This window comes from Hymenobacter sp. HDW8 (genome assembly GCF_011305775.1).
GTDB classification, from domain to species: Bacteria; Bacteroidota; Bacteroidia; order Cytophagales; family Hymenobacteraceae; genus Hymenobacter; species Hymenobacter radiodurans.
In genome coordinates this window covers 4,656,112-4,682,611 of the sequence record NZ_CP049907.1, presented here as the reverse complement: position 1 = coordinate 4,682,611, position 26,500 = coordinate 4,656,112, and the positions used below count along the sequence as shown (strand labels likewise).

Annotated in this window: 17 protein-coding genes, 3 tRNA genes and 1 pseudogene; 16 read left to right on the top strand and 5 right to left on the bottom strand. The window is 52.0% G+C overall.

The genetic code is table 11. The features are described 5' to 3' along the window. Positions 1–124: 124 nt before the first annotated feature. Positions 125–2,008 carry a T9SS type A sorting domain-containing protein gene (locus tag G7064_RS19920; protein WP_166074975.1) on the bottom strand — a complete coding sequence of 628 codons (1,884 nt, stop codon included), beginning with the start codon at positions 2,006–2,008 and terminating at the stop codon, positions 125–127. 450 nt (positions 2,009–2,458) lie between these two features. Between G7064_RS19920 and G7064_RS19915 the strand changes: the two genes are divergently transcribed. Beyond that, a complete protein-coding gene (locus G7064_RS19915) occupies positions 2,459–3,664 on the top strand; it encodes an acyltransferase family protein (RefSeq protein WP_166074974.1) in 1,206 nt (401 codons plus the stop codon). A 119-nt stretch (positions 3,665–3,783) separates the two neighbouring features. Here the strand turns inward: G7064_RS19915 and G7064_RS19910 are convergent. The 3 genes from G7064_RS19910 to G7064_RS19900 form a co-directional block, all read right to left on the bottom strand. After that, positions 3,784–3,857 (bottom strand) — tRNA-Arg (locus G7064_RS19910). 60 nt (positions 3,858–3,917) lie between these two features. Next, positions 3,918–3,991 (bottom strand) — tRNA-Pro (locus G7064_RS19905). 88 nt (positions 3,992–4,079) lie between these two features. Next, a tRNA-Ser gene (locus tag G7064_RS19900) sits at positions 4,080–4,167 on the bottom strand. Between the two features lie 389 nt (positions 4,168–4,556). Between G7064_RS19900 and G7064_RS19895 the strand changes: the two genes are divergently transcribed. From G7064_RS19895 to G7064_RS19830, 14 genes and pseudogenes are all read left to right on the top strand, one after another. Next, on the top strand, positions 4,557–5,360 hold the full coding sequence (locus G7064_RS19895; RefSeq protein ID WP_166074973.1) for a VWA domain-containing protein: 804 nt from the start codon (positions 4,557–4,559) through the stop codon (positions 5,358–5,360). A gap of 5 nt (positions 5,361–5,365) precedes the next feature. Further along, the gene (locus G7064_RS19890) at positions 5,366–6,346 is read left to right on the top strand and encodes a hypothetical protein (RefSeq protein ID WP_166074972.1); all 981 of its coding nucleotides are present in this window, start codon (positions 5,366–5,368) and stop codon (positions 6,344–6,346) included. 121 nt (positions 6,347–6,467) lie between these two features. After that, positions 6,468–7,649 (top strand): acetyl-CoA C-acyltransferase, encoded by a 1,182-nt coding sequence (locus G7064_RS19885; protein WP_166074971.1) that lies wholly within the window; start codon positions 6,468–6,470, stop codon positions 7,647–7,649. Positions 7,650–7,800: 151 nt separating this feature from the next. Beyond that, the gene (locus tag G7064_RS19880) at positions 7,801–9,198 is read left to right on the top strand and encodes a toxin-antitoxin system YwqK family antitoxin (RefSeq protein WP_166074970.1); all 1,398 of its coding nucleotides are present in this window, start codon (positions 7,801–7,803) and stop codon (positions 9,196–9,198) included. A 503-nt stretch (positions 9,199–9,701) separates the two neighbouring features. After that, the gene (locus G7064_RS19875; protein WP_166074969.1) at positions 9,702–12,119 is read left to right on the top strand and encodes a TonB-dependent receptor domain-containing protein; all 2,418 of its coding nucleotides are present in this window, start codon (positions 9,702–9,704) and stop codon (positions 12,117–12,119) included. Between the two features lie 635 nt (positions 12,120–12,754). After that, on the top strand, positions 12,755–13,213 hold the full coding sequence (locus tag G7064_RS19870) for a carboxypeptidase regulatory-like domain-containing protein (protein ID WP_133273235.1): 459 nt from the start codon (positions 12,755–12,757) through the stop codon (positions 13,211–13,213). 162 nt (positions 13,214–13,375) lie between these two features. Then, a complete protein-coding gene (locus tag G7064_RS19865) occupies positions 13,376–14,068 on the top strand; it encodes a DUF2459 domain-containing protein (RefSeq protein WP_166074968.1) in 693 nt (230 codons plus the stop codon). Between the two features lie 147 nt (positions 14,069–14,215). Next, positions 14,216–16,708, top strand: coding sequence for a TonB-dependent receptor domain-containing protein (locus G7064_RS19860; protein WP_166074967.1), 2,493 nt, complete (start codon positions 14,216–14,218; stop codon positions 16,706–16,708). 307 nt (positions 16,709–17,015) lie between these two features. Then, a complete protein-coding gene (locus tag G7064_RS19855) occupies positions 17,016–17,357 on the top strand; it encodes a hypothetical protein (RefSeq protein WP_133273238.1) in 342 nt (113 codons plus the stop codon). A gap of 179 nt (positions 17,358–17,536) precedes the next feature. Then, positions 17,537–18,940 (top strand): histidine--tRNA ligase, encoded by a 1,404-nt coding sequence (gene hisS / locus G7064_RS19850; RefSeq protein ID WP_166074965.1) that lies wholly within the window; start codon positions 17,537–17,539, stop codon positions 18,938–18,940. 80 nt (positions 18,941–19,020) lie between these two features. Next, a pseudogene (hutH, locus tag G7064_RS23355) lies at positions 19,021–20,507 on the top strand (histidine ammonia-lyase). Between the two features lie 205 nt (positions 20,508–20,712). Then, on the top strand, positions 20,713–22,692 hold the full coding sequence (locus G7064_RS19840; protein ID WP_166074964.1) for a gliding motility-associated C-terminal domain-containing protein: 1,980 nt from the start codon (positions 20,713–20,715) through the stop codon (positions 22,690–22,692). Positions 22,693–22,932: 240 nt separating this feature from the next. Beyond that, positions 22,933–23,268 carry a YbaB/EbfC family nucleoid-associated protein gene (locus G7064_RS19835; protein ID WP_133273242.1) on the top strand — a complete coding sequence of 112 codons (336 nt, stop codon included), beginning with the start codon at positions 22,933–22,935 and terminating at the stop codon, positions 23,266–23,268. Continuing rightward, positions 23,258–24,082 (top strand): glycosyltransferase family 2 protein, encoded by an 825-nt coding sequence (locus G7064_RS19830; protein ID WP_317172790.1) that lies wholly within the window; start codon positions 23,258–23,260, stop codon positions 24,080–24,082. The genes G7064_RS19835 and G7064_RS19830 overlap by 11 nt, the downstream gene beginning before the upstream one ends. A gap of 215 nt (positions 24,083–24,297) precedes the next feature. Here G7064_RS19830 and G7064_RS19825 read toward each other — a convergent pair whose 3' ends face one another. Continuing rightward, the gene (locus G7064_RS19825) at positions 24,298–24,516 is read right to left on the bottom strand and encodes a PspC domain-containing protein (RefSeq protein WP_133273243.1); all 219 of its coding nucleotides are present in this window, start codon (positions 24,514–24,516) and stop codon (positions 24,298–24,300) included. Positions 24,517–24,766: 250 nt separating this feature from the next. Here G7064_RS19825 and G7064_RS19820 point away from each other — a divergent pair, with 250 nt between their 5' ends. Beyond that, entirely contained in the window at positions 24,767–26,494 is a 1,728-nt protein-coding gene (locus G7064_RS19820; protein ID WP_166074963.1) for a tetratricopeptide repeat protein, read from the top strand. Positions 26,495–26,500: the final 6 nt, after the last annotated feature.

The window sequence follows — 26,500 nt, the reverse complement described above, 5'->3', positions numbered from 1 at the left end:
CAATTCGTTTTCAACGCAAAATCATAGAAAAGCCCCCCAGTAATATACTGGGGGCTTTTCTATGATTAATGACACTCTAAGAATATATACTGCCCTCGGTTTTAGGATATTAGGGCTCTACTTATTAGTTAGCAACGATTATAGATTGAGACGAGCTAAGCGTTCCGCTTTCTACGCGTAGTAGATAGCGTCCGGCGGCCAAGCCAATCAATGAGAAGGTAGCATCTTTTGTATCCTGACGCCCGAAATTTTGAGTACGACACAGTCTTCCCTGCATATCGTACAGCTTTGCATCAACGGCCTTATTTTGAATAACGTCGGCAGCGAATGAGATATATACCTTCTCGGTTGCTTGTGTAGGATAAGCTGTGAACCATGATTTCAAAGCCTTCGTCGAGCCTGATTGAGAAGACAAAACCAGGTTTTTATTTTCAGATGCGCCAATGTTACCTGTAGTTCCTAATGGAGCAGTAGGGTTGCCGAAATAGTCGCGAGAGCCTGTAGCTAAGCCAAACTCGCTACGAAGGTTTAGCCCCGCGCCAAGCAGGCTCGACGAAGGAAGTAAGGTGTATTCAACCTCAGCATATTTAGCCGTAGTGAAAGTGCGTTGCGCGACCACTGGATTTACGCCTGACTGTATAAGCTCTGGGTTAGCGATAATGCCGCAGGCTTTTGCGCCTATTTGCTCCTGCCCTGCCGCGGCCCTCCAAGCAGCAAGTGTGGTAAAGCGCGTGCCACCCCACCACATAGTCACTTCTGCATTATCTGTCCAGTAGCAGTTCCCTTGAAATCTTACATCATTTGTTGCGGCTCCTTCAATACTCATAATAGATAAACCACCAGTAGTATGCAAAACGTTGTTTTGCAAGGTGATATCGCTAACGCCCCCACTCATTACATACACAGCTTTGGGCCTAGAGCCATTAGCAGGCGGCGATAGAAAAATGGTATTGTTGTATATCGAAGCGCGTTGGATACCTCCATTGTCTCCTGAAGACCACAGCTGAATAGAGCCCTGATTATTGTGCTGAGCATCATTAACACTGATGTTGTAGCGAACCGTTACATCCGTAAGAGGTGGAGCACCAGGAAATTGGGCAATAAGGTAACCCGGACCGTCATTATCGTGCGAATAATTGTATTGCAGCACTGAATTAGTGCAGCCTCCATCCAAATCAAACCCACCGCCATCGTATGCCATGCCAGTGCGATTATGGTGAGATTCGCATTCCTGAATTATCAAGTTGTTACAACTCCAACCCCAGATACCCACTGGCCCCCCATTCGCATACGAGTTGAGCCACCCATTATTGTAAGCTTCGCAGTGCTCAATTAAAGCGCCATCAATACCTGCCAGAACGATACCGTTGCCAGTGTGATGTGAGGTAATATCTTGCCGACCAGAGTTATCATATGCTTTACAGTTAGCTACATACCAATCTGCATGGGCAGCCAAATCTTCTGCATAGGAGGAAATGCCAGCTACCCCGTTAGCGTGAGCTTTAGAATTGGTTATTCTTACATTCTTATAACCGCTGCCTCCATTCCAACTACCAATTAAGATACCCGTTGACTGGTAACCGCTAACATCAAGACTATCAATCCTAATGTGGTTAAGCTTAGTGTTGGTCGAGTCGAGGTAAAATATGATTCCTGAATCCTTATTTATCAAACGCCCCGCACCCACAAAATTCAAACGGCGCAACTCAATTCCTGCCATATTATAGCCGTAAAAGCCGAATGAGTTTCCGCTTTCTACGGTGGCAGTACCACGGCCATAAGAACTGATAATTATTGGCTTGTGGTCTGTACCTTGACTATTTCCCCTTAACCAGATGCTTCCTTTAAATACCTCACCACCAGCGAACAAAATACGATCGCCAGGTTTGTACGTTTCTAAGTTTACTCTTTCGATAGATTTCCATGCATCTTTTATAGACAAACCGGAGTTATTATCACTTCCCGTTGCATTTACATAATAGGTGCTCGCTATTACAGGAGAGCACATCAAGAGAAGTATGAACTGGAGAAGGGTAGTGGTTAGTCTCATCTTGCTTTTTTTAAAGCTGATTAGCAAACCATATACCGATTACCCTATATTAATATGAATATTTGATAAGCTTTTTTGATATTTTGAAGCGTTTTCACCCGATTAAATGATATTTTATACATAAAAATGATAAAGTATAATAGCAGCATTAAGGCAGCTATAGTTCAAATAGTAGTGATACGCCTTAATATTGAATTTATGAGATATATTTTGCTATATATACCTTACTCACCTTGTTCAATTCTTACCAACTCAGTTAAAACTTAAGAATGTAATTTTATGATTTATCTAAGGTACATTCTAATCTTAAAGGTTTATTAAACTGTTTTGGTGAGTCTCTTTCAACGCTACCTATATTCAGTAATTTGGTAACAACACAACTATGAATAAGGCAGATAATATTTTAGCATGGCTGAGCAATCAGAAAAGCGAATAATTACAGCTAACTCCTATTTTCCTGCTCTAACAGGGGTTCGTGCTGTTGGCGCCTATATGGTATTCATTTATCATATCGTAATTAGCGATCAAGCGAGCTTCCTGTCTGGCAAATCGTCAGGAATAGAATGGCTAGCCCGGCTTGGTTTAGAGGGACATATAGGTGTTACTATTTTTTTTGTTCTCAGCGGTTTTCTGATTACAGCACGGTACATAAACGGACTTAGTTTTACCAAATCCTGGTTTAGACGCTACCTACAAAACCGCTTTGCTCGCATTTACCCTGTTTACCTTATATTAACAGTATTTGCTTTTACTATAATGACTTATAAGTATAGCAATAATTGGTACGAGTGGGGTGCTGCGTTTACACCTTTTGATAAAGTAGTAACCATTATCTTAAATCTTACCCTTACTCGTGCTTATTTCTATGATATTGCATTTATAGGCATACCAACCGCGTGGACTCTAACTGTAGAGGAAACCTTTTATTTGAGCGCGCCATTTTTACTCTTGGGTTTGCGATTCAATACCAGAGCGCTTTATTTATATCCATTAATCTTGCTAATCATTGGGTTGGCTCTAGCAGGTTTTTGTACTCGATATTTACCGTATTACGGTCTAATGAATAGCATAGGTCTTATGCTGGGAATGACCTTTTTTGGACGCTGTATTGAATTCTTAATGGGTATGCGACTGGCGTTGTGGATGAATAGACGAGCGGAGGATAAACACAAGAATCCCGTCACACACGCAACTGCGTTTGGTGTAGCCGGTATTATCATTGGAGCATTGCTGTTAGCAGTAATTCAGTACTTTATTGAAAAGGATACTCCAGCTAGTTTATACATGATATTTATTGTTAATAATATTTTGTTACCTATTCCGATCGTTTTATTATTCTGGGGACTTATCCGGGAGCGCACTTGGTTACAATCGATTTTACAATCACGGCTGTTTATCCTATTAGGGAAAAGCTCCTATATATTTTATTTAATTCATTTGGGAGCAGTAGACTTTTTATTCACTCATAATGTGAGCGATCATTGGTTGGTACGTTTGGTAGCGTATACTTTACTTTCAATTACCCTATACCACTTAGTCGAGAAGCCAATGCAAAAACTTTTGCGAGCCAAGCCTGTGGAAATTAAGAAGCAAACTTCCACTGCAGTAGTTTAAAGTGCATTCTTCAAAACAAAGTCGAGGTAGTGCTGACATCAGCTGAGCAATCGTATTTCAGCTTGGAATTTGAAACCAAAAGCCCCCTGGTATATATACCAGGGGGCTTTTGGTTAGTGTACCCCGTAAGAGATTCGAACTCCTGACCTACTGCTTAGAAGGCAGCCGCTCTATCCAACTGAGCTAACGAGGCAAAATGAACTCATAAAAAAGGCCTTTTGCGAACTGCAAAAGGCCTTTTTTGGGTAAATTGTCGGGGTGGCAGGATTCGAACCTGCGGCCTCCTGCTCCCAAAGCAGGCGCGATACCGGGCTACGCTACACCCCGAAAAGAGAATGAGGAATAAGAACTGAGAGTGAAGAATCTGTTTGCAATTCCTCATTGCTCATTCTGTATTCCTCATGGAAAAGGAATGCGGAGAGAGGGGGATTCGAACCCCCGGTAGCCTTTAGAGCTACGGCAGTTTAGCAAACTACTGGTTTCAGCCACTCACCCATCTCTCCAAAACAGGTCTCTTCCGGTCGAAGAGTGCGCAAATATACAACTAGAAGCGAAAAATCAGCCTTCTCCAAAAAAAATATCTTCCTTTACGCATCCTACTATATCAGTTTTTACCTGGCAATCGGCGGTTATATTTGTCGCAGTAGCCTGAGTCAGTGCATAGTTGGGCAGCCAGAACACTCCATTCCAATACCTGCTGCATTCCTCGAAGTTTTTTATGAATTGGGCATATCCCCTATCGTGGCTTGAGTTGATTTGCCTTGGTATCTTCTTGATCCTCTATCTAGGCTATGCGTTACGCACGAGGCGCTTGGCGGCCCCCTTGGGTCAGCGGGGCTGGCACTTGGGCTGGAAACTACTTTTGCGAACAGTTTACTTTGGGCTGTTTATAATGGCTTTGCTTGGCCCGGCTTACGGCGTTACACAGCAGCCCGTACGTACAGCAGGCAAAGATGTATGGCTGCTCGTGGATCTGTCGCGCTCCATGGATGCAACTGATGTGATCCCGTCTCGCCTGCAAAAAGCAAAATTGGAGCTTTCGCAACTGATTAACCGCTTTCAGGCTGATCGAATCGGGTTGCTGGTTTTTGCGGCTGATGCCTTTGTGCAATGTCCGCTGACCTATGACCAAAGTGCGCTCCGCTTATTTATTTCAACGCTGCAAACCAACTTAGTACCCGTGGGCAGTACTGACTTAGTGCCACCGCTAGAGTTAATTCTTGCCCGCATGGAAGCAACCAGCCGGCCGGCTGGTTCAGTGGCGCGTGCAACGGCGGTAGTTGTCATAAGTGATGGCGAAGACTTTGGGGAGAACATCGAGCCTACTCTCCGCCTGCTGGCTCGCTCGGGGGTACGCCTGTTTACGGTGGGCGTTGGCACCTTGGAAGGTGCCCGCATTCCACGTCTCAGTGGTGGTGGCTTCGTCCGCGATAACAAAGGCCGAGAGGCCGTTACGCGGCTAATGCCTACTACACTAAGGCGCCTCGCCCAGCAAACTGGGGGGCAATATTTTGAACTGACTGATCAGCGCAATGAATTTCCCCAGTTAGTTAATGCTCTGAATAGGCTTGAGGGTCAAGCTGAGCAGGTGCGTACCGTGGCCGTGGCCGACAACCGCTACCGGCTGCCGCTGCTGTTGGCATTAGCACTGCTGGCGCTGGATATCATCTTTACTGTTCGCGTAATACGGCCATGAAACATGTGCTGCTCCTTGTTTTACTGCTGATCGGAGGGTGGGGAGGATTCACCCGCATCCGTGACCGGAATGTAGCCGTGCAGGAAGGAGCTACCGCGTATGCACGCCAGAATTTTGCCGGTGCTGCGCGGGCTTACCAACGGGCCGTGGAAGAATTGGGAACCAAGGATGAAGCAGTAATCCTGAATCTGGCTCATGCTTCTACCCGAATTGGTCGCGAGGCCGCAGCCAGATCATACTACAGCCTTTTGGTTACCAGCAAAACACCTGCTTTACGCAGCGTGGCGCAACAACAGCTGGCTGTGCTGGCTGTGCAAAGAGGTGAATTTGCCCAAGCCGTAACATTATTGCGACAGTCGTTATTGGCTGATGCTACCAATGCCGAGGCACGCTATAACTACGAAGTGCTGCGCGATTATCTGGCGCGGCGGCCTGATACCCCGCGCATTCCCGAACCATCTCCCAACAACGCTTCCAACCCGAAACCCAAGGAAACAGCGCCAAAGCAGGCAGCCAATCAACCCCGTACGAAGGCCGGCAACGACCGCAAAGGACAGCTTGACGAGCCGAATTTGCCCCCCGATCCGCGAAACTCACCTCAGGACCAAATAAACAAGTCGGGTCAATCCAATAATAATCGGCCGGGAGCTAACCCTGGTAGCCCGGCCCGTGGCGGCTTTCAGCCTGGTGCTGGTGCTGAGCGAAACATAGCCAGCGGCTCAGAACCAGGCAGTGTGCGCGGCCTCAGTGACGAGCCCGGAGGTGCCGAAGCTGCCAGCGGCCGCAGCAAGCGAGCAGGGACCGAAGCAGCGAACCTCGACGAAACCCAACTCCAGACGCAACGGGCACGCTTGCAGCAGATGCAGCTTAGCACGGGCCGAGCCCGCCAAATACTAGAGTCGTTGGGTGCCGCAGAACAACAGTACCTACAACAGCTGCCACGACGGTCGATTCGTAAGCCATCCAGCGACAAACCAGCTTGGTAAGGGCAGCAAAAACGCTGGCAATACACCTCCAGAAAGCGGACGCTACTCGGGTTCTTCGTACTTTTGCGGACCGAAGTCTCGGCTTCGTTTTTCTGATCCACTCCCACTTCCACCCATTTTTATGCAAGTCAAAGAAGTAGTTATTGTTGCCGCCGTGCGTACGCCAATTGGCAGTTTTGGCGGTAGCCTCGCCTCGCTTTCAGCCACCGATTTGGGCGGTATTGCCCTGAAAGGTGCTTTAGAGAAAGCTGGTGTTGATCCCAAGGAAGTACAGCAAGTAATTATGGGCAACGTGATTTCGGCAAACCTAGGCCAAGCACCTGCTCGCCAGGCCGCCAAAAAAGCTGGCTTGCCTGATACCGTAGAATGCACCACCGTCAATAAAGTATGTGCTTCTGGCACCAAGGCCATCATGTTTGCGGCGCAGGCCATCATGCTGGGACAAGCCGACGTGATTTTGGCCGGCGGTATGGAAAGCATGTCTAATGTGCCGTATTATCTCGACAAAGCTCGTTTTGGCGCTAAGTACGGCCATTCGCAGATGATCGACGGCCTTATGAAGGACGGGCTATGGGATCCCTACAACGACTACGCCATGGGCAACGCGGCGGAGCATACAGCGAAAGAAATGGGCTTTACCCGCGAGCAGCAGGATGCGTTTGCCATTGAAAGCTACACCCGTAGCGCAAACGCAGCCAAAGCCGGTAAGAAGAAGGACGAAATCATTCCTATTACCATCGAGAATCGTGGCAAAACTACCGTTATCGAAGATGATGAGGAATATCTGAAGGTCGATTTCGCCAAAGTAGCTGGTTTGAAGCCTGCATTTACAAAAGACGGCACCGTAACGGCTGCCAACGCTTCTACCCTGAACGATGGCGCCGCTGCGGTGCTCCTTATGAGCCGCGAAAAGGCCGATGCATTGGGCATTAAGCCGTTGGCTCTCATTCGGGGCTTCGCTGATGCTGAGCAGGCACCAGAGTGGTTCACGACTTCTCCTTCCTTGGCTATTCCGAAGGCCTTGAAGCACGCGGGCGTAAATGCCAGCGAGGTGGATTTCTACGAAATTAACGAGGCATTCTCGGTCGTATCGTTGGCTAATAACAAGCTGCTCAACTTGGAAGGTACGAAGGTGAACGTGTACGGTGGTGCCGTATCGCTGGGCCACCCGCTGGGTGCTTCTGGTGCGCGCATTGTGACGACGCTGCTGAACGTGATGCAAAATGAAGGCGGAAAAATCGGCGTGACCGGCATCTGCAACGGCGGCGGTGGCGCTAGCAGCATTGTGTTGGAAAAACTGTAGAGCTAGCTTATTTCAAGCAAAAAAGCCCCCCAATGATTGTTGGGGGGCTTTTTTGCTTTATTGAGTCTTCTTGTATTGACGTAATTAGGTCAAAAAACCGGCTAATAAAGCGGCAATGCACTTTGACACATTTTCCTGCGTTCTTGCGTCTATGAAACGAGTTATTTTTCTATTACTGCTACTCTCCTCCACGGCTCAGGCCCAGAAACTGCGTCGTTTGGTGAGCTACCGCGACTCGACCAATAAGGTAGTACGCGAGGTGTATTCTGCCTTAGTGAGCCCAGCCGACACTATTATGGAAGGGCCCTACAAGCGGTTTTACCGCTCTGGCAAGGTGGAAGCGCAGACAAACTATGCTGGCGGCAAGCGCGATAGTGCCTACGTCGAGTTCTTTGAGAACGGACAGCGGCGGTTGGAGGTCACCTTCAAGCAGGGTTTGCGCCAAGGGCCTTTCAAAACCTACTACGCCTCTGGCAAACTAGCCCAGGAAGGCACATACGCCAACGACCAGCCCGATGGCACGCTCAAAACGTACCATCCCAGCGGCGCCATTAAGCTGGAAACCTCTTTGGTAAATGGCCAACCCGTGGGTGCCGTGCGAGAGCTATATCCATCGGGCAAGCCCAAGGTGGAAACCACGTATAAGAATGGCCAGGCCAATGGCCCGATGAAAACTTACCACCCAAATGGTCAGGTTCAAAGCGAGTCGACCTATAACAATGGCTTGCTGGCTGGCCCTTACAAAACCTACTACGATAATGGCCAGCTAGAGAGCGAAGTAGTGATTGATAAGGCTGGTAAAGGCACGCAGAAAAGCTACTACCGCTCGGGTAAACTACGCACCGAAGGCAATTATGTAGCGGCAACGCTGCAAACCCGCCGTGTGACCAACCCTCTCGGCGACGACCTGACCAAGGGAGCTGCTCCCGGGGCCGGCACCGCTAACCTTGATGGCCCGGCAAAAGCTTATTATGAAAGTGGTGCTGTAAAGAGCAAGCTGAACTACCGCACCGGTATCCTGACTGGTCAGAACCAGGACTTTTATGAGTCTGGGAAGCTGGAAAAGCAGACTGACTATAGCAACCAGGCCCGCGACCGTAAGGTGACTGCCTATTATGAGTCGGGCGGGGTGAAGCAGGAGCAGCAGTTTAGAAATAACGTACCTGCTGGCACGTGGCGCACTTTTTACCCCGACGGCAAGCAGGTGCAAACCCAGGAGACGTATGTGAATGGCAGGCTGGCCGGAGACAAGCTGACCTACTACCCCACCGGGGCGGTACAAACCAAGCTCGTGTATGAGAATGGCCGCCCTACCGGCTTGGGTCAGGAATTTTACGCCTCAGGCAAATTGAAATCCGAAACGACCTACGTAAAGGGGCTCAAATCCGGTGCTTACCGCCAATTACGCGAAGATGGTACCCCTGAGGTAGCAGGCGCCTTCCGCAACAACAAGGAAACCGGCGTCTGGACATACTTCGGGCCTGATGGCAAGGCTGTTAAGCAGAAAAAGACCTTCCGAAACGGCGAAGAGGTAACGACTGGCAAGTAACTTCAGTCTACATTTTACTCCTGCAAAAAGCCCCCCGGGATATACTCGGGGGCTTTTTTTGCTGATTACCAATACCTCCTATAGCGAACTAGTAAACTTAATCTTATCTACTATCAAAAATATTTATCAAGGTACCTTGCTTCACATAGTACCTTCTGATATATTTGTTCCATCAATTAGAGCTACTACCTGCCGCTCCAATAAGCTCAATCGGGGCTTCCTGAACGACAGAGCCAGGGACACATCAGCGGGAACTCCCCGTGTATGCGGTAACTGCTGAAGGGCACTTACTATTGCTAGCGACGTGAGGTAACTCCTCACCTCAGGGCACACTACCAGTACCTGCCCCTTTTTTTTGAGTGAATGCCTGCACTAGGGCAAACAGCGGAACCGCGGCCGTCTGGAACAGTCTCCTATTGCCCAAATTTTTCCACTCCTCTCCTTCTCTTATGAACTCCTCTTCTACTCTTCGCTGGGCGCTGCGGTGCCTGGGGCTCCTTCTTATGCTCTTCCCATTTGGCCTGCAGGCCCAGCAAAAAGCCCCCCAGGGAGCTGTGGCAGGCGTTTTACTCGACGCCAGTAACGGGCAAGCACTACCCTTTGCGAATGTCGTGCTGCTCCGTGCTCAGGATTCCAGCTTCGTAGCTGGAGCCCAAACGGGTGAGGATGGCGCATTCGTCGTTGCACCCGTAGCGCAGGGCAAATACATGCTCCGCGCTACTGTAATAGGTTATCAGGCGGGCCGACGGCTGGTTTCTATTACAGAGGCAGCGCCTGAAGTAAAGCTGGGCTCCCTCAAATTGCCCCCCACCGCCACCCAACTGGCCGGAGTGACGGTACAAGGTGAGCGAGCAGCCGTGGTTGACAATCTGGATAAGAAAGTAATCAACGTAGATAAAGACTTGAGCAGCGTAGGCGGTACGGCCGTTAATGTGCTGCAAAACGTGCCTTCCGTGTCTGTAGACCAGAATGGAACCGTGAGCATGCGCGGCACCAGCAATATTACGGTGCTCATTGATGGCAAAAATTCTGGCGCAGCCTCCGGGGGCACGGGCACTCGCTTGGAGCAAATTCCGGCCAGCAGCATCGATCGGGTGGAAGTAGTGACCAACCCTTCGGCCCGCTACGACGCGGCTGGTGCTGGTGGGGTCATCAACATCATTCTCAAAAAGCAGAAAAAAGACGGCTGGAACGGCTCGGCGGTGGCTAACGTGGGTACCCGCGATAAGTACAATACCTCCTTGAGCTTCAACCGCCGGACCGGCAAACTCAACGTATTTGGCTCCTACGATGGCCGCGACGACCACTACCGCAGCCGCACTACGATGAACCAGTTGGCTACTGTGGAGGGCGTACTGCGCACCACTGATCAGCAGGCGACGGGCTTGCGCCACAGCCGCAACCACGGTGGGCGCGTAGGTCTCGATTACACGATTTCGCCTGAGCAAAGCATCTCTCTGACGGTACAGCCCAACTTCAACCGGGCCGACCCGAATGTGATGAACCAAACAGCTTTGCTCAGGACGGGCGACCAAGATCCTATTCTTCAGCAAACGCGCTCAGTGGTGACGGAGGACGTAAAGACAGCCGATGTATCGGCGGACTACAAGCGCACCTGGGCCGAGCAGAAGGGCCGGGAGCTGACGGCTAGTATGGGCTACACCCGCCTGTGGGCCGATGTGGTAGTAGGCCAGCAGTTTACGAATGATGAAGTGGCCCAGCTAGGTTGGAAGCAGGATTTTCGGGTCCATATTCACGCACTCAATGGCCAGGTTGATTATACCCATCCATTGGGCGAGAAAAGCCGGCTGGATGCCGGTTTGAAAACGGAGTGGGAAACGAACGAAGGCACGGACGACTTTCTGTTGCAGACGGCCTCCGACCAGCCTACTTATTCCCGAGACGCCGACCGCTCTTTTGCCTACGACGTCAAGGATTATGTGCAGGCAGCCTACATCACCGGGCAGCACGCGGTCGGCAACTGGAGCTACCAGGGCGGTTTGCGGGCTGAATACACCAATACGCAAGGCCAAGTGCGCGGCGGACGGGGCAGCTTTGAGCTCGATTATTTGAATGTATTTCCCTCCGCTACCGTAGCTCGCACAATAAGTTCGCACGATCAGCGCCTGCAAGCCAGCTACTCCCGCCGCCTCAACCGTCCGGGCTTCATGCAGCAGCTGCCATTGCCGATCTATATGGACCAGCGCAACTACCGCATCGGCGACCCCAGCTTGCGCCCCGAATACATTAACTCCTTCGAATTGGGGCACCAGATAACGATGGGCGATGCTACCGTTACGTCCACCCTCTTCTACCGCCAAACCAATAATGCCATTCAGCGCTTCCGCCGCATAGATACCACAGCCACGCGCCTGCTCAACACACCGGGCGTTATCACGGCTGAGTACTTCCAGAACTTTGGGCAAAGCACCAGCCTAGGCGCTGAAATGTCAATTAATCAGCCCTTAGCTAAATGGTGGAAGCTGACTGCCAATGGGTCATTGTTTCGCAATAGCATCACGGCCGCTACGGGCACCGAGGCCAGCCGACGCAACGTTACGGGCACGCTACGTTTGCTCAACACCTTTATGCCCACGCCCAAGCTCGATGTACAGCTCACCGGCAACTATCGGGCGGCAGTGCTAACGCCTCAGGGCCGCCTTGCTCCGGTTGGCTCCGTGGATATTGCTTTGCGCCACCGCCTATTTCAAGATCGGGCCGCCCTCACGCTGCGCCTCAGCGATGTATTCAATACTCAGCGCCAGCGCATTACGGCCTACTCAGATAATTTCGAGGCCTCTTACAATAACAAGTGGGAAACGCAGGTTGGCTATGTAGGCTTCTCCTGGTACTTCGGCTCCAATAAGCCCCCCAAAAAAATTGAAGCCGCACCACAGAGTGGTGGTGGTTTCGGAGGCTAAGCTTCTGCATCTCTTTCGGATCATCGGGTGTCACTTGTATAAAGTCTTGTTACTTGAATTCATGAGCAAACTTTTGCGACGATTTAACAAGTGTACGCCCGATGATCTGGAATAGAAGATGTAGTTCGTCAAAAATTTCATCCCAAAAAACAGCGTTTCAACCAGTCAAACGCAGTATTCAACACATTTTAAAAAATATTTCAGGTGCCAGGCAGCCCTCCTAATAGCTTCTGCATCTATTCCCCTGAAAGCAATTCGAAGATGATCTCGAACTCCTACGCACCCTCCTTCAGCCTCCCTTTTTTCTCCCAGCCCGCTCTTTCTCAACCCTAAAAAAAATTTTAACAAGTACCTTGCTTTACATAGTACTGTTAATTACCTTTACAGTGTTCTCTTCCGGTTCGTGGTAGTGCTTCTTTCAACCAGCACCCCGAGTAAGCCACCCACCGGAGCTGCTTCCAGCCTGACGGGTTGGAGCCTCCCGCCCCACTAGGTTTCGCGCCCCCGCGTCCGACCATCTGGGCTCGCCAATCGTCTTTTTTCTAGTTACCTGCCTCACTCCCGAACAGAACCGCGGCTGTTCCCCTGTGCCCAGGTGGCTCCTTTTTCTCTCCTTTCTAAACTTTCAAATCGCCATGAAATCCTCTGTCATCAACCGCTTCCTTGCTGCACTTATCTTCGTTTTAGGTAGCCTTCAATTAGTCGCCTCTGGTCCAGAGAACGGCCGTCTTACCGGTCAGCTTCTCGATGGTGAAACCCAGGAGCCTATTCCTTTCGCCAACGTAGTGCTACTACGCGCCGATGATCACTCCTTCGTTCGCAGCGTTGCAACCGATGCTGAGGGTACTTTTAAGTTCAATAATGTACCGCTGGGTGACTACACGGTGCGCACTACAGTACTGGGTTACAAGTCGTTGAAGCCCGTGGTATCGCTCAGCATGTTGCAGGGCAGAGTTGCACTTGGCTCGGTGGAGATGCAGCCCCTGATGCGTGGGCTGGCTGTGCGGCCGGCTAAAAAAGACGCCATCATTCGTCAGGCTCGTGTAGCTTCGGTTAGCCGTACGCTGACTGCCAGCACCTTAACCGTGCGCTAGCCGACCACTGTCTTTCAGTGTTCTTCAATCCGCCCGACTTGTTGCTCTCCGGCCAGAGCAGTAAGCCGGGCGGCGGCATAAAAAGCCCCCCAGCAGCCATTTTCAGCAGAAGTTTCGATTGAAGAATTGGCGCTAGGCAAAAAAGCCGCTACTTGGGCCAATATGTTCCTACGCTGGCTCATGGCTGCTTTCGTCGCCTTTATGTTACTGCTCATGACGGGTACGCTGGTGCCAGTAAACAGCGACTTTCGGCAGACACCCGATGGCATCCAGATTTTTGTGGTCTCAAACGGCGTGCACTCCGACCTCGTGCTGCCCGTACGTGAGCCGCGCACGGCCACCAACTGGCTACATAAGCTGCACGATTCGGTGGTAGTCAGCAAGTTTGGCCTGTATGAGTACGTAGGCTTTGGCTGGGGCAATGAGGGTTTTTATCTGGGTTCGTATGGGGGGCAATTTCCGGGGCTCGGCACTACGCTACGCGCCGCATTCCCCTCCCCTACGCTCTTACACGTCGATTTTTACAAAAAAGCCCCCCAGGCCGGCGAGCGGGTGGTTAAGCTGCTTATTTCCGAAGCCCAGTACCGCCAGCTATCGGCCTTCGTGCAGCAGTCGTGGCAGCCCGATTCGGCGGGCCGGCCGATGCTACTGAATGCGGCTGGCTATACTCCCGACGATTTTTTTGTCAGAGCTAAAGGTAAGTATTACCTTCTTCGCACCTGCAATGACTGGACGAACCGAGGCCTACGTACCAGCGGCCTGCGTGCCGCTTTGAAGGCTCCTTTTGCAGCCTCCGTATTGTATCAGGCTCGGCGCGCTGCTAAAAAGCCCCCCAGACAACTCCCAGCAGATTAACTGTTGAGGCTGCAACCTATTAGACCTAAAGCGGTTCTTTGCTCGATTCCCGCTGCTCCGCTTCGGCCGGCGCAGCGGGTTTTACGTTAAGTAGCTTAGGGCTTCTGGCTGATTTATTTTGTTTGGTTGTTATTGATTCTCATGTATTTGAATTTTCCCAAAAGGAGCGCTCAAGCTCGATTACTCTTCTTTTTCGCACTATTTCTTGCTCTCACCACTGCTTGGCAAGCGCAGGCGCAGACGGGTACCGTAACCGGTTCCTTGGTGGAGCAAAGCAACGGGCAGCCGGTTCCCTTCGCTAACGTGGTGCTGCTACGCGCCCAGGATTCCACCTTTATTTCGGGTGCCCAAACCACTGAAACAGGCACTTTCGCCATCGAGAATGTGGCCTTCGGGGCCTATACCTTGCGGGCCACTATTCTCGGCTACCGCCCCGTGCGGCGCTCTGTTACGCTAAGCGCAGGCAGCCCAACAGTGGCGCTTGGACCAGTCCGGTTGGGTTCAACCACTACTCGCCTCAAAGAGGTAGTCGTGCAGGGAGAACGGGCTATTCTGACCGACAACCTCGACAAAAAGGTAATTGACGTATCGAAAGACCTCACAACCACTGGTGGTTCGGCGGTGGACGTGCTCCAAAATGTACCGTCGGTAACAGTTGACCAATCTGGCTCGGTAAGCTTACGCGGCTCGGGCAACGTCACCATTTTCGTGGATGGCAAACCCACTGGGGCCGCTGGCGGAGGCCGCTCGGCCGTACTCGACCAAATTCCGGCCAGCAGTATTCAGAGCATCGAAGTAGTCACCAATCCTTCCTCTCGCTACGACGCGGAGGGTACGGCCGGCGTCATTAACATCATCCTTAAAAAAGAGCGCAAAGACGGCGTGAATGGCCTCGCAACGGTGAATGCGGGCACCAAAGACAAGTATAATACGTCCTTGAGCCTCAATGCGCGCAAGGGAAAGTTTAACATGTTTGGCAGCTACGATTTCCGCCGCGACCGTCGCACGGGCTTCGGCTCCTCGTTCCAAACTTCCACTTTTCTGGATAACAACAATCAGCAGCGCACCCGCTTACTCGATCAAAATGAGATAAGCTTAGACTACCGCACCTCCCACGCGGGCCGTTTCGGCGTTGATTATGCTATTACCGACTATCAAACCCTGACGCTGAGTGTGCAGCCGCGTTTTAATAGAGGGCAAGAGGCTGAAAACCAAGCCACGCGCCAGTCGGCACCGGGCAATGAGCAATTGCCGGTCGGCAGCAGTTTCAATTTGAACGCGAACGAGAATGGCTCTAACCGTTCCACCGACTATGCTATCGATTACCGGCGCACCTGGGACAAACAAGCTCGCCGCGAACTGACTGCCAACGTTGTGTATACGCCGATTCGGAGCGAAAACGAGATTATTTCCAACCGGATTTCCTACGACGATGCACCGTTTGTGCAACAACGTCAGCGCTTCGATAACGCCATCGATCAGGCCTCGGCTCAAATCGACTACGTGCATCCGTTCGGGGAGAAAGGTCGGCTTGAAGGCGGCTTTAAAAGCGTGCTGCGTCAGTTCGATGCCGACTATCAGTTTTTTGACGCACTCGCGCTCAATGACCTGCTTTCCAACCGCTTCCGCTACGAGGAATACATTCAGGCGGGCTATGCGACTTATGCCAACGCAACGGGCAAGTGGAGCTACCAAGCCGGCCTGCGCTTAGAGCAGACAAATACCGAAGGGCGACAGTTTGCTACCACCCAAGACACGACCTTCACCCGCAATTACCTGAACCTGTTTCCGAGCGCCGTGCTGGCCTACGATCTGACCAAGGATCAGCGCGTGCAGGTGAGCTACTCGCGCCGTTTGAACCGGCCGGGAGTCAACCAGCTCAATCCATTCATCGACCGTTCCGAGCCGTTGGATACCCGCAGTGGCAATCCGGGTTTGCGGCCGGAGTACATCAATTCTCTTGAGCTTGGTTTCCAGAAGTTTTTTGGGCAGTCCAGTTCCTTCACCACCACCGCTTTCTATCGCCAGACCAACAACTCGGTGCAGCGCTTTCGTCAGCTAGGTTTTAACGAGCAGTTGCAGGCTCCTAGCACCAACACAACGCTGCTCAACCTGGCGCGAGGCACGGCTTATGGTCTGGAACTGGTGGGCTCAGGTAGCATCACATCTTTCTGGAAAGTCAACGCCAACCTCTCCGGCTTTCGAAACATCATCGAAGGTTCAGCTCCCGGTACTGACATTGACAACCGCAACTTCACGTACACCGGCCGGCTGAACAACAATTTTACGGTTACCAAGAAGCTGGATATTCAATTCTCGGCTAACTATCGTTCAGCGGCCGTTACGGCTCAAGGCCGGCGCGGTGAGTTCTTCTTCACCGAATTTGCCGCTAAGCAAAACGTGTTGAAGGACAAAGGCAGCATTACGCTCCGCGTGTCCGATGTGTTTAATACGCTTCGCTTCAACTTCGACTCATTTGGGCCTGGCTTTGAATCGGTGAGCCGCAATAAGCGGGAAACGCGCGTGGCATTTCTAGGATTCACCTACCGCTTCGGTGGTGCTCAACAGCCAGAGCGCCGTCGTCGCGGTGACCAACCCCAGCAGGGCCCCGAAGACCCTACGGAAGGTGGTATAGACTAGAGCTGTAGCAGATAGAAAGCCGTGCCGGATGATCCGGCACGGCTTTTTTGTTGAAATTAAAATCCTGTTTATCAATTCATTCAATAACCGATTTCACAGTATACAGCTAGCAAGCACAAGGATTTGAATTTATTTCAATTAAAAAAGTGCAAAACGACAGCTTTTGTACAACTAATACGTATTAGCCGCAGACTACTCTATTATCTACTGCAACTGAACCTACGCTGGCCTAACCCGCAAGCACCCGCATCCATCTTACTTTCTACTGGCTAGGCTTTCGCTGACAGCTGCCCTGTCTGCCATTCATATGCTTGATGTACATCGCGAAATATTACCGGAAAGCTACCTGCTGATCTTAGCTCCTGATTCGCACACTCCTGATGAGGAGAAGCTGAGTCGGGCGCTATTTCGGGCCAGCCGAAGCAGCAAACGGGCTGTATGGGTAGATTGTAGCTTGCTGCAACACATGCCAGCCGAGGCTATAGAGTTGCTATTAGCTTACGCTTACCACTTGCGCTGCCAGGAGCGACGACTCGTGCTTTGCCATGTCCCGGAAGAGGTGCAGCATCACTTTCTGCACTTAGATGCGGCTTCTCAGCCACTGATGGTATCCTCCTTGCTCGATGCTGATCTTGGCGCAAACGAATAGATTTCTACACTACAAAAAAGCCCCCCATAGATGTATGGGGGCTTTTTTTATGAATAATTAGTCGCGTTTCATCTACTATCCAGTTTCCGGCCTTAGCTGTATTTGCAGTTCAGGCTACGTCGTTGATGAGGCGTGCGGCCAATCGTTGTTACCTTCGCGGCCCTATTGATCTGCATTCGATGAGTATCCAAAAACCCAGCATTCCGAAAGGCACCCGCGACTTTGGTCCCGCCGTAGTGGCGCGCCGCAACTACATTTTTGGCGTCATCCGCCGCACGTTTGAGCTGTTTGGGTATGCCCCGCTCGAAACGCCCACGCTCGAAAATCTCTCCGTGCTCACCGGCAAATACGGCGACGAAGGCGACCAACTGCTGTTTAAAGTCCTGAACTCCGGCGACTTCCTCAAAGATGTCGCGCCGGATGATATTGCCGAAGGCACGCGCAAAGTACTGCCTAAAATTGCCGAAAAAGGGTTGCGCTACGACCTTACGGTGCCATTTGCCCGCTACGTAGTAATGAACCGCGGCACACTCACTTTTCCCTTCAAACGCTACCAGATTCAGCCTGTATGGCGCGCCGACCGCCCCCAGCGTGGCCGCTACCGCGAGTTCTACCAATGCGATGCCGACGTAGTGGGCACTGATTCGCTGCTCTGTGAGGCGGAGATTGTGCTCATGATGTGTGAGGTACTGAACGGTATTGGCCTCACCGACTTCACGATCAAAATCAACCACCGGGGCGTGCTGCGCAATATTTATCAGGCACTGGGCAGCGAAGGCAAGGAGTCGGATCTATTTGTAGCTATCGATAAACTGGACAAAATAGGCCGCGACGGCGTGGAAAAAGAACTGGCAGAGCGCGGCTTTTCGGCCCAGGCCTCGGAACAGCTATTTGAGCTTTTGGCTACCTCTGGTAAGTATGGAGAGAAGCTGGAGAAGTTGAATAGTGCTTTTCAAAAAGCGGGCTTACCGTCGGAAAGTGAAGGCTTACACAGCCCTACATACAAAGGCCTAAAGGACTTGCGCGAGGTACAGGAGTATCTCACCAGCTTCGGCTTCACGCAATTCGACAAAGTAGAGTTTGACCCCACGCTAGCTCGTGGCCTCTCCTACTACACGGGCTGCATCTTTGAAATCAAGATCAACAACGTCAAAATTGGTAGCGTTTCCGGTGGTGGGCGCTACGATAACCTCACGGGCGCGTTCGGGCTGCCGGGCGTGTCGGGCGTTGGCTTCAGCTTCGGGGTAGATCGGCTTTATGACTGCCTGGAAGAGTTGAACCTGTTTCCGCCGAATGCGGCCACGACTACGCGTTGCCTAGTCGTGAATTTTGACGAAGAAGCTGGTCGTGCAGCTCTGCCCGTGCTTCGGCAGTTGCGGGAGGCTGGCATTCCCAGTGAGCTATATCACACCCCAGATAAACTGGTAAAGCAGTTCAAGTACGCCGACCAAAAGGGCATTCCTTACGTGCTGCTGCAAGGCTCTGAGGAGCGCGCGAAAAGCCTTTTCAAGCTCAAAAACATGAGTACCGGTCAGGAGCAGCTCCTTGCTTTGCATGACGTATTGAGCACTCTGGCTCAATAAATAAAGGATAATTACCAGCTTTCAGCAGCGGCCTGAATTACTGCAGACGCTCACTTCACAATCGGCATTCTCCCACCCCGATGTACTCCCTCGACCCGACCACCCACCTTACGCTTTCTACTTTAAGCCATCTGCTTCGCGAACGACCCACGGTCGTGTTGAGCGACGAAGCCCGGCAGCGCGTTGCCACTTGCTATACGTATCTGCGCAACCGGCTGGAGCAGTCAGATGCGCCCATATATGGCATCAACACCGGCTTCGGGGCGCTCTGCAACACTGGAATTGCCCCCCAGCAACGCCGCCAGCTGCAACTAAATCTGCTGATGTCGCACGCCTGCGGTACCGGCGAGGAAGTGCCCGAAGAGGTAGTTCGGCTTATGCTTCTACTTAAAGCGCAGAGCCTGAGCTACGGCCACAGTGGCGTGCAAGTAGCGACTGTGCAGCGCCTGCTCGACTTTTATAATCGAGAGATGTATCCGGTGGTGTACCAACAGGGCTCACTAGGTGCCAGCGGCGATTTGGCACCCCTGGCGCACTTGTGTTTGCCATTGCTGGGCCTAGGAGAAGTAAATTATCAGGGCTACCGCCTCGCCTCCACCGACGCCCTAAGCTTATTTAGTTGGCCTGCCATTGAGCTGGAAGCCAAAGAAGGACTGGCGCTTCTCAATGGCACCCAGTTTATGCTGGCATACGGCGTGCATTGTACGTTACGCGCCCAGCGCTTAGCCAACGCCGCCGATGCGATTGGAGCACTGTCGCTGGAAGCTTTTGGGGGCAAATTCAGCCGTTTGACGCCCGCTTGCACCAGATCCGACCCCATGCCGGGCAAGTAGCCGCTGCCGCACGCATACGCAATTTTCTGTCTGACAGCGAACTACAAGACCAACCCAAAGCCGCCGTTCAGGATCCGTATTCCTTCCGCTGTCAGCCGCAGGTACACGGTGCCTCCCGCGACGCCTTTGCTTATGTAGCGCAGGTGATGGAAACAGAATGCAATGCAGTAACGGACAACCCGAACGTATTTGCTGATGACGACACAATCCTTTCGGGGGGCAATTTTCATGGTCAGCCGTTGGCCTTGGCTCTGGATTTCCTGGCAATTGCTGTAGCAGAACTGGGGGGCATTTCGGAGCGCCGTACGTACCAGTTGCTCAGTGGGCAGCGCAGCTTACCGCCTTTTCTGGTTGCTGAACCCGGCCTGAACTCGGGGCTGATGATTCCGCAATACACCGCTGCCGGCATCGTGAGCCAGAACAAACAGCTTTGTACGCCCGCCTCCGTCGATAGCATTGTAAGCAGCAATGGCCAGGAAGACCACGTCAGCATGGGTGCCAACGCCGCTACCAAAGCCCGCCGGGTGGTCGAAAATGTAGAGCAGCTATTGGGTATCGAACTTCTTACTGCGGCTCAGGCACTCGCCTTTCGACGCCCGGCCCGAACTTCGGCCGCGCTGGAACAGATAGTTGAAGATTTTAGGCAAAAAGTAGCTTTTGTGAGTCGCGACCGTGTGTTGTACCCCGATTTGCAGGCCGCCGCTGCCTTCGTTCGCACTTACGAGTGGCCATAAGTAAGGAACTCTTATTTTTCTACACTGATCTTATAGAACCTGGATTGGAAAAATATTCTTTACTTAAGGGGAGTCTATCCAATCCTCAACAATACAGCAACTTGACTTACTAGTGCAGGATTGTGCAAGGGCTTTAATCCAGGCAAATCTCCCTACTTTCAGTCATCCGAAAACGCAAACACCCCCTGGCTACGTTATAAGCTTCGTGAAAAACTTCTATCGTCTTTTTGTTCTACTTCCAGCGCTGTTGTTGGCTACGCTGGCTCCGGCCCAAACCTGTGAGAACACGCCCAATTCAGGGGCCGATTTTAAAGTTGTGGATGCATCCACGGGCACAGAAATATCAACTTTATGCGCAGGCCGTGAAATAAGACTCGTGGATAACAGCGGTCGGCAACTCGACCCAAGTGTGGTGCGCTACGCCACCGGGGCTGCTATCACCTGCACCGGCTCCGACTTCTCCACCAATGCCTCATACACTCCTAATGCCGCCGACGCAACGCGCGGCTTTGTAGTTATCACCCAAAATACCCCCCAGATAGTTGGAGCGTCGGGTATCATTTTCTCTAAACGCCTTGAGGTAAAGGCTTCACCAGCACCCACCTTCACGCTTACCTCGTGCTCCCCCGACGTGGTTCAGATTACAATTACGGACCAGGTATACGCTGCTAATCTTTACACGGTAAAGATTGGGAATAACGTTTTCAGTAACGTGGATAGAAGCCAGCCACGCACGTTTTCCGTTCCTGCTGGTGTCACGGCCGTAACTGTGACAGGCAATTATGCCGGCAACAGCCTGTGCAACAACAGTAGCACCCAAAATTTTACGCCGGCTACTGCGCCACGCCGCCCTGTTCTTCAACAACTTGAGGTTCGCGACAAAGACATCGTATTTAAATTCAGTGATATTCAGGCAGGCTTTCAATATGAGATTCAGATAGCTGAGATGGGCGCCCCTGGTGGCTACCGTACCATTGCCCGCCTAATTACCGGCAACGGGGACCTGGAGTATACGCTGCTAAATGCCCCCCTGCCCGCCTGCTACCGTATTCGTCCTTCTTCCGCTTGCGACGCTACTTCAAGTGCAGGCTTGCCTGCTTCCAATCAAGTCTGCACTGTTGATTTGGGAACAATCAGCTTGGTTTCTACATCTGCTAACGGTATAAACAAACTTACCTGGACAACTTTTGATCCGGTTATTAGCACTTTCCAGATACGTCGAGATCAGCAGATTATAGCTACTATACCCGGTAATCGCCCCTTTGAATACTTCGATAATACGGCGAGCTGCGGCACTACCTATTCGTATCAGGTGACGGCTTTGGTCGACCGCGCTGCCTCGGCGTCTAACAAGTCGTCAGTAACAACGGCGGCCGGAACCGCTCCGGAACCACCGCGTCTGGTAGCAGGCTTTACGCTCAGTAACAAGGTAGAATTGTATGCTACGAACGCAGTTGGTCAACCCTTGCCTAATGAGCTTACATTTCTGCGCACCTCTCCCAACCCCGTTGAATTGGGCGTGGTAAATGCTCCCACCATTAGCGATACGCCCGAAAATCTAAGCATCACAAGTCCACCAACTTATGTAGCGCGCCGCCGCGATGCCTGCGGCAGTATATCGGGCGACAGCAACCCTGCCTCTCCGGTGGTACTTTCTGTTGATCCTCAGCCTGAAGGAGCGCGCTTCACTTGGTCGCCACTGGGAGCCCCCGATGCTACTATCCCTGTACAGTATCAGCTGGTACGCCTTGCCCTTAATGGCTCTACCATTGACATTATTCCAGTAAGCGGCCTGAGCTACGTAGACACTCAACCTCCTACAAATCAAAGCACTGTGCGCTACCGTATTGAAGCTACAGGTGGCGGTCTGGCCACGGCTAGCTATTCGAATCTGGTAAATGTTACGCGTCAGCCCCGCTTGGCAATGCCAACAGCTTTCTCACCAAACGGCGACGGCTTGAATGATGTATTAGAAGTGAAAGGGCGCTTTTTGAGCACGTTTGTTTTCACCGTCATCGACCGCAACGGCCAGGAGGTGTTTCGCGGCACTAACCGCACCCAAACCTGGGATGGGCGCATTAATGGGCGCGCACCAGTGCCAGGGGCTTACGCATGGCGTTTTGAGGCTCTCACCGATGAAGGCAAGCCTTTTATACAGCACGGCGCCATTACCATTGTACGCTAACCCGCGCGTCTGACTCACAGTACCGTAGCTAAGGCCTGACTCTACTAATTACTCAGGCAGGCGTTGAAGTGGACAAACGAAGTACCTTTGTATTTCAGTTGTCGTACGCACACAGCCACGGTTGCTGCTTCTATCCTGGCAGCATCTCAACTATGTGCGGCATCTGCTGTATTACATAAGCAGATACTATTAAGTATTCCGAAACCTCATTTAAACGCCCACAGGGCACTATTTTGGCTTATGTTTGATATGATGGGCATGATGGGTAAAGTGAAGGAGCTTCAGGATAAGATGAAGCAGGCCCAAGACGAAGTACAGTTCCTGACAGCCACCGCCGAGTCGGGCGGGGGTCTGGTAAAGGCCACGGCCAACGGGAAGCGCAATGTGGTGAAGCTGGAAATAGATGAGTCGCTGCTCACTCCCCAAGACCGAGAGATGCTTGCTGACCTAGTAGTGGCAGCAGTTAATAAGGCCCTTGATGAAGTAAGTGAGAAAGCCAAAGAAGAACTTAAGAACAAAACGGCCGGTTTGATGCCCAATCTTCCGGGCCTCGACCTTGGCAATTTTGGCCTCTGATCCTTACTCGTCACCTACTTCCTTGCTCCCGCACGTAGCCGTCGTTATTCTTAACTGGAACGGCTGCGAGTTGCTGCGAACGTTTCTGCCCTCCGTGTTGGCCCACTCCGATGGCGCCCGCGTGGTGGTAGTCGATAATGCCTCCACCGATGGCTCGGTGAAGCTACTGGGTGGCTTTTTTCCGGAAGTTGAGGTTATTCAGCACTCCGAAAATCTGGGATTCTGCGCGGGTTATAATCAGGCATTAGCTCAGGTAGATGCGACTTACTATGTTTTGCTCAACTCTGATGTAGCCGTAACTCCGGGCTGGCTACAACCCTTAGTGGCGCTGCTGGATCGGAAGCCAATGGTGGCCGCCTGTCAGCCTAAGCTGCTGGCCTACGCCGAGCCCACCCAGTTTGAATACGCAGGGGCCGGCGGGGGTTATCTTGACCGTTTAGGCTACCCTTTCTGCCGGGGTCGTTTGTTCGAAACCCTCGAAACCGACCATGGCCAATACAACGACTCGCGCCCAGTAGCTTGGGCTAGCGGCGCTTGTATGGCAGTGCGGGCCAGCGCTTGGCATGAGCTGGGAGGACTGGAAACGGCATTCTTTGCTCACATGGAGGAAATCGACCTATGCTGGCGTTTCTGGAATGCGGGCTACGAAGTGTGGTATGAGGGCAGCAGCACGGTGTACCATGTGGGCGGTGGCACGCTGCACAAATCCAATCCCCGCAAAACCTACCTCAACTTCCGCAATGGATTGGCTTTACTATACAAGAATGCCCCCAGAACGAGTTGGGGGGCATTTTTATCCAACGCATTGCATTAGATTGGATTGCGGCCTTGCGTATGCTAGTCCAAGGTGCATTTGCTGATGCTCACGCCGTACTGCGGGCGCATCGTGATTTTTTCAGCAACCGTACTTATTGGCGGCGGCAACGAATGGCAGCTCGGCCTCACTTACAGGTGTCGGAGCGTCCGGGCGTATATGCCCGAAGCTTGGTGTGGGCTTATTTTGGGCTGGGAAAAAGGCTATTCGCCGATCTACAAATCCCAGACGGTACTCCGCTGCCGCCGAAGCGCACGACGCACATTCATCCAGAAAGCCAGCGCAAAGTATAATACTACCGGCGATCCGAAAGTAAAAAACGAAGCATAGATAAATGATAGCCGCACGCTGCTGGTAGAGAAGCCCAGCCGGTTCCCCAAGGCATTGCAGACCCCGAAGCTCTGCTTTTCGATGAAGTCGGTTAATTTTCTCATTACACCTCAGTATGAAGCCCTTACACAGGCTATGATTGGTCAAAATAACGATAAAAGCACCGAATATCAAGATCAGTGCTGTAACTAGAAGCAATTTTAGCCGGCAAAACCGAGTTTTGCCTTAGTTGCTTCGATTCGATAACCCGGCTTTTCGCCCTTAAATAGCTCTATGAAAGATGCTTTGCGCTCACTTCTACCAGTTCTGGTCTGCCTGACGACCGTAGCACTACCGGCTTGTACGCTACCGCGGATGTTAAAGGTTGCGCAGGAAGGTCAGGAAGTGCGAGTGCAGCCGGCAGTGCTGGAAAGCAATGGTGAAAATGTGCTGTTTGAAGTAACCGCCCGCGTACCCGCCAAGCACTTACGCAAAGGCAAAGCTTATAATCTAGACCTCAGCTACAGCTACGATAATGGGTTGCAACAGGACACGCTGGGTCGTATCACCTTTATATCGGGGGAGTATGTGTATGATGAGCAGGATAAAAATAAGCTGGTCATCACGAAGCAGTTTGCGTTTCCCTACACACCGCGCAAGAACCCTGGCACGCTGATCGCCCGGCCCGATGCCCGTCGCCTCAAGCCGGGGGGCAAAATGGTGAAAGGCAATGAGCTTCCGCTAGCTCGGGGCATCGTGACTACTGCCCGCCTCGTCGTACGTCAGGATTCAACCCTGCATGTGCTACCCGAAACGGCCAGCAACGACCGTAGCGGCACGCGCGTGCTACCTTTTTTCTTTGATGCCGGTAAGTCGGCGATCCGCAATTATCTGGGCACCAACGTGGTCGCGCTGGAAGACTTTATCGACTCCAACCAGCGCACCGAGCGGGTCATGATTGTGGCCGGCCACTCGCCCGACTCCCTCGATGCTCACGATCCGCGCCTAGCGGATAAGCGGGTGCAGGCGCTGGCAAAGTATTACAAGCAGCGCGTCGATGGCTTTTCGTATCTGAACTCGGTGCGCAGCATCGTATTTGAAACGCAGGCGTATCGCCAACGCTGGGATTTATTTCTGAGTAAAGTGCAGGAGTCAGCACTCAAGCCCGAGCAGATAGATTCCGTTGTACAGATTGTGAATGATACGCGGGGCTCATTTGCACAGAAAGAGAAGCGGCTGCACACCTTATCCTTCTATGATTACCTCGAAGATTACGTTTACCCGGTTCTGCGCTTTGGCACAGTAGCCGTGCAGTACACCGCCCCGCCCCGCTACGACTCCGAGGTTTATCTGCTTTCTAAGAAGATCGTCGAAAAGGCAGCCGAGGCTGACGCGCTCACCCCAGAAGAACTGCGTTACTCTGCTACGCTCACGCCCCTGCTGGCTGAGAAACAGCGTATTTATGAAACAGCGGTAGCCACCACAGGACGTTGGGAGGCTTATTACAACTTAGCTGCGGTGCTTTTACAGCGCTCCGAAAAAGAAATAACCGACAAATCGCGTCGCGCCTACCAGCGCCGCGCCGCTACCTATTTTACGTTGGCTGCTCATCGCAACCCCACGGCTGAGCTGTTCTTTCGGGTGGCCACGGCTTATCACCGCGCCGGAGATAAATTGGAGGCGCTCCAGAGCTACGATTACGCCATAAAGCTTGGAGGGCCGCGCCCCATATTGGAGAAGGTTTTTGCAGATAAAGCGGCGCTGGAAATTGAGATTGGTCAGCTCGATGACGCCTTGCGCAGCCTCAGCTTCAGCGGCAAATCCTACCAAAACACCATGAATCTGGCGCTGATCTATCTGATCAAGCAGAACTACGACGGAGCTACAACCTTATACCAGGAAGCTTTATCGATCAAACCTGATGATGCGATGGCGTATTACTGCCTAGCCGTAGTGGCGGCCCGCGCCCGCAACGAGAGCGTTCTAGGGGAACGGCTACGACAGGCCGTAGCGCTGGATCGAGCCTATGCCCAGCGGGCCGTGGAAGATTTGGAATTTAGTAGCTATGCGAATTCCAAGACGTTTTTGGAGGCGCTGCGGTAAGGCTTT

Excerpts from the sequence above, each read along its gene's own strand:
- G7064_RS19870 (WP_133273235.1), top strand. The coding sequence starts at position 12,755 with ATGAAATCCTCTGTCATCAACCGCTTCCTTGCTGCACTTATCTTCGTT.
- G7064_RS19865 (WP_166074968.1), top strand. The coding sequence starts at position 13,376 with ATGTTCCTACGCTGGCTCATGGCTGCTTTCGTCGCCTTTATGTTACTG.
- G7064_RS19855 (WP_133273238.1), top strand. The coding sequence starts at position 17,016 with ATGCTTGATGTACATCGCGAAATATTACCGGAAAGCTACCTGCTGATC.
- G7064_RS19920 (WP_166074975.1), bottom strand. The coding sequence starts at position 2,008 with ATGTGCTCTCCTGTAATAGCGAGCACCTATTATGTAAATGCAACGGGA.
- G7064_RS19895 (WP_166074973.1), top strand. The coding sequence starts at position 4,557 with ATGGCTTTGCTTGGCCCGGCTTACGGCGTTACACAGCAGCCCGTACGT.
- G7064_RS19820 (WP_166074963.1), top strand. The coding sequence starts at position 24,767 with ATGTTAAAGGTTGCGCAGGAAGGTCAGGAAGTGCGAGTGCAGCCGGCA.
- G7064_RS19880 (WP_166074970.1), top strand. The coding sequence starts at position 7,801 with ATGAAACGAGTTATTTTTCTATTACTGCTACTCTCCTCCACGGCTCAG.
- G7064_RS19915 (WP_166074974.1), top strand. The coding sequence starts at position 2,459 with ATGGCTGAGCAATCAGAAAAGCGAATAATTACAGCTAACTCCTATTTT.
- hisS (WP_166074965.1), top strand. The coding sequence starts at position 17,537 with ATGAGTATCCAAAAACCCAGCATTCCGAAAGGCACCCGCGACTTTGGT.
- G7064_RS19835 (WP_133273242.1), top strand. The coding sequence starts at position 22,933 with ATGTTTGATATGATGGGCATGATGGGTAAAGTGAAGGAGCTTCAGGAT.
- G7064_RS19825 (WP_133273243.1), bottom strand. The coding sequence starts at position 24,516 with ATGAGAAAATTAACCGACTTCATCGAAAAGCAGAGCTTCGGGGTCTGC.
- G7064_RS19875 (WP_166074969.1), top strand. The coding sequence starts at position 9,702 with ATGCTCTTCCCATTTGGCCTGCAGGCCCAGCAAAAAGCCCCCCAGGGA.
- G7064_RS19885 (WP_166074971.1), top strand. The coding sequence starts at position 6,468 with ATGCAAGTCAAAGAAGTAGTTATTGTTGCCGCCGTGCGTACGCCAATT.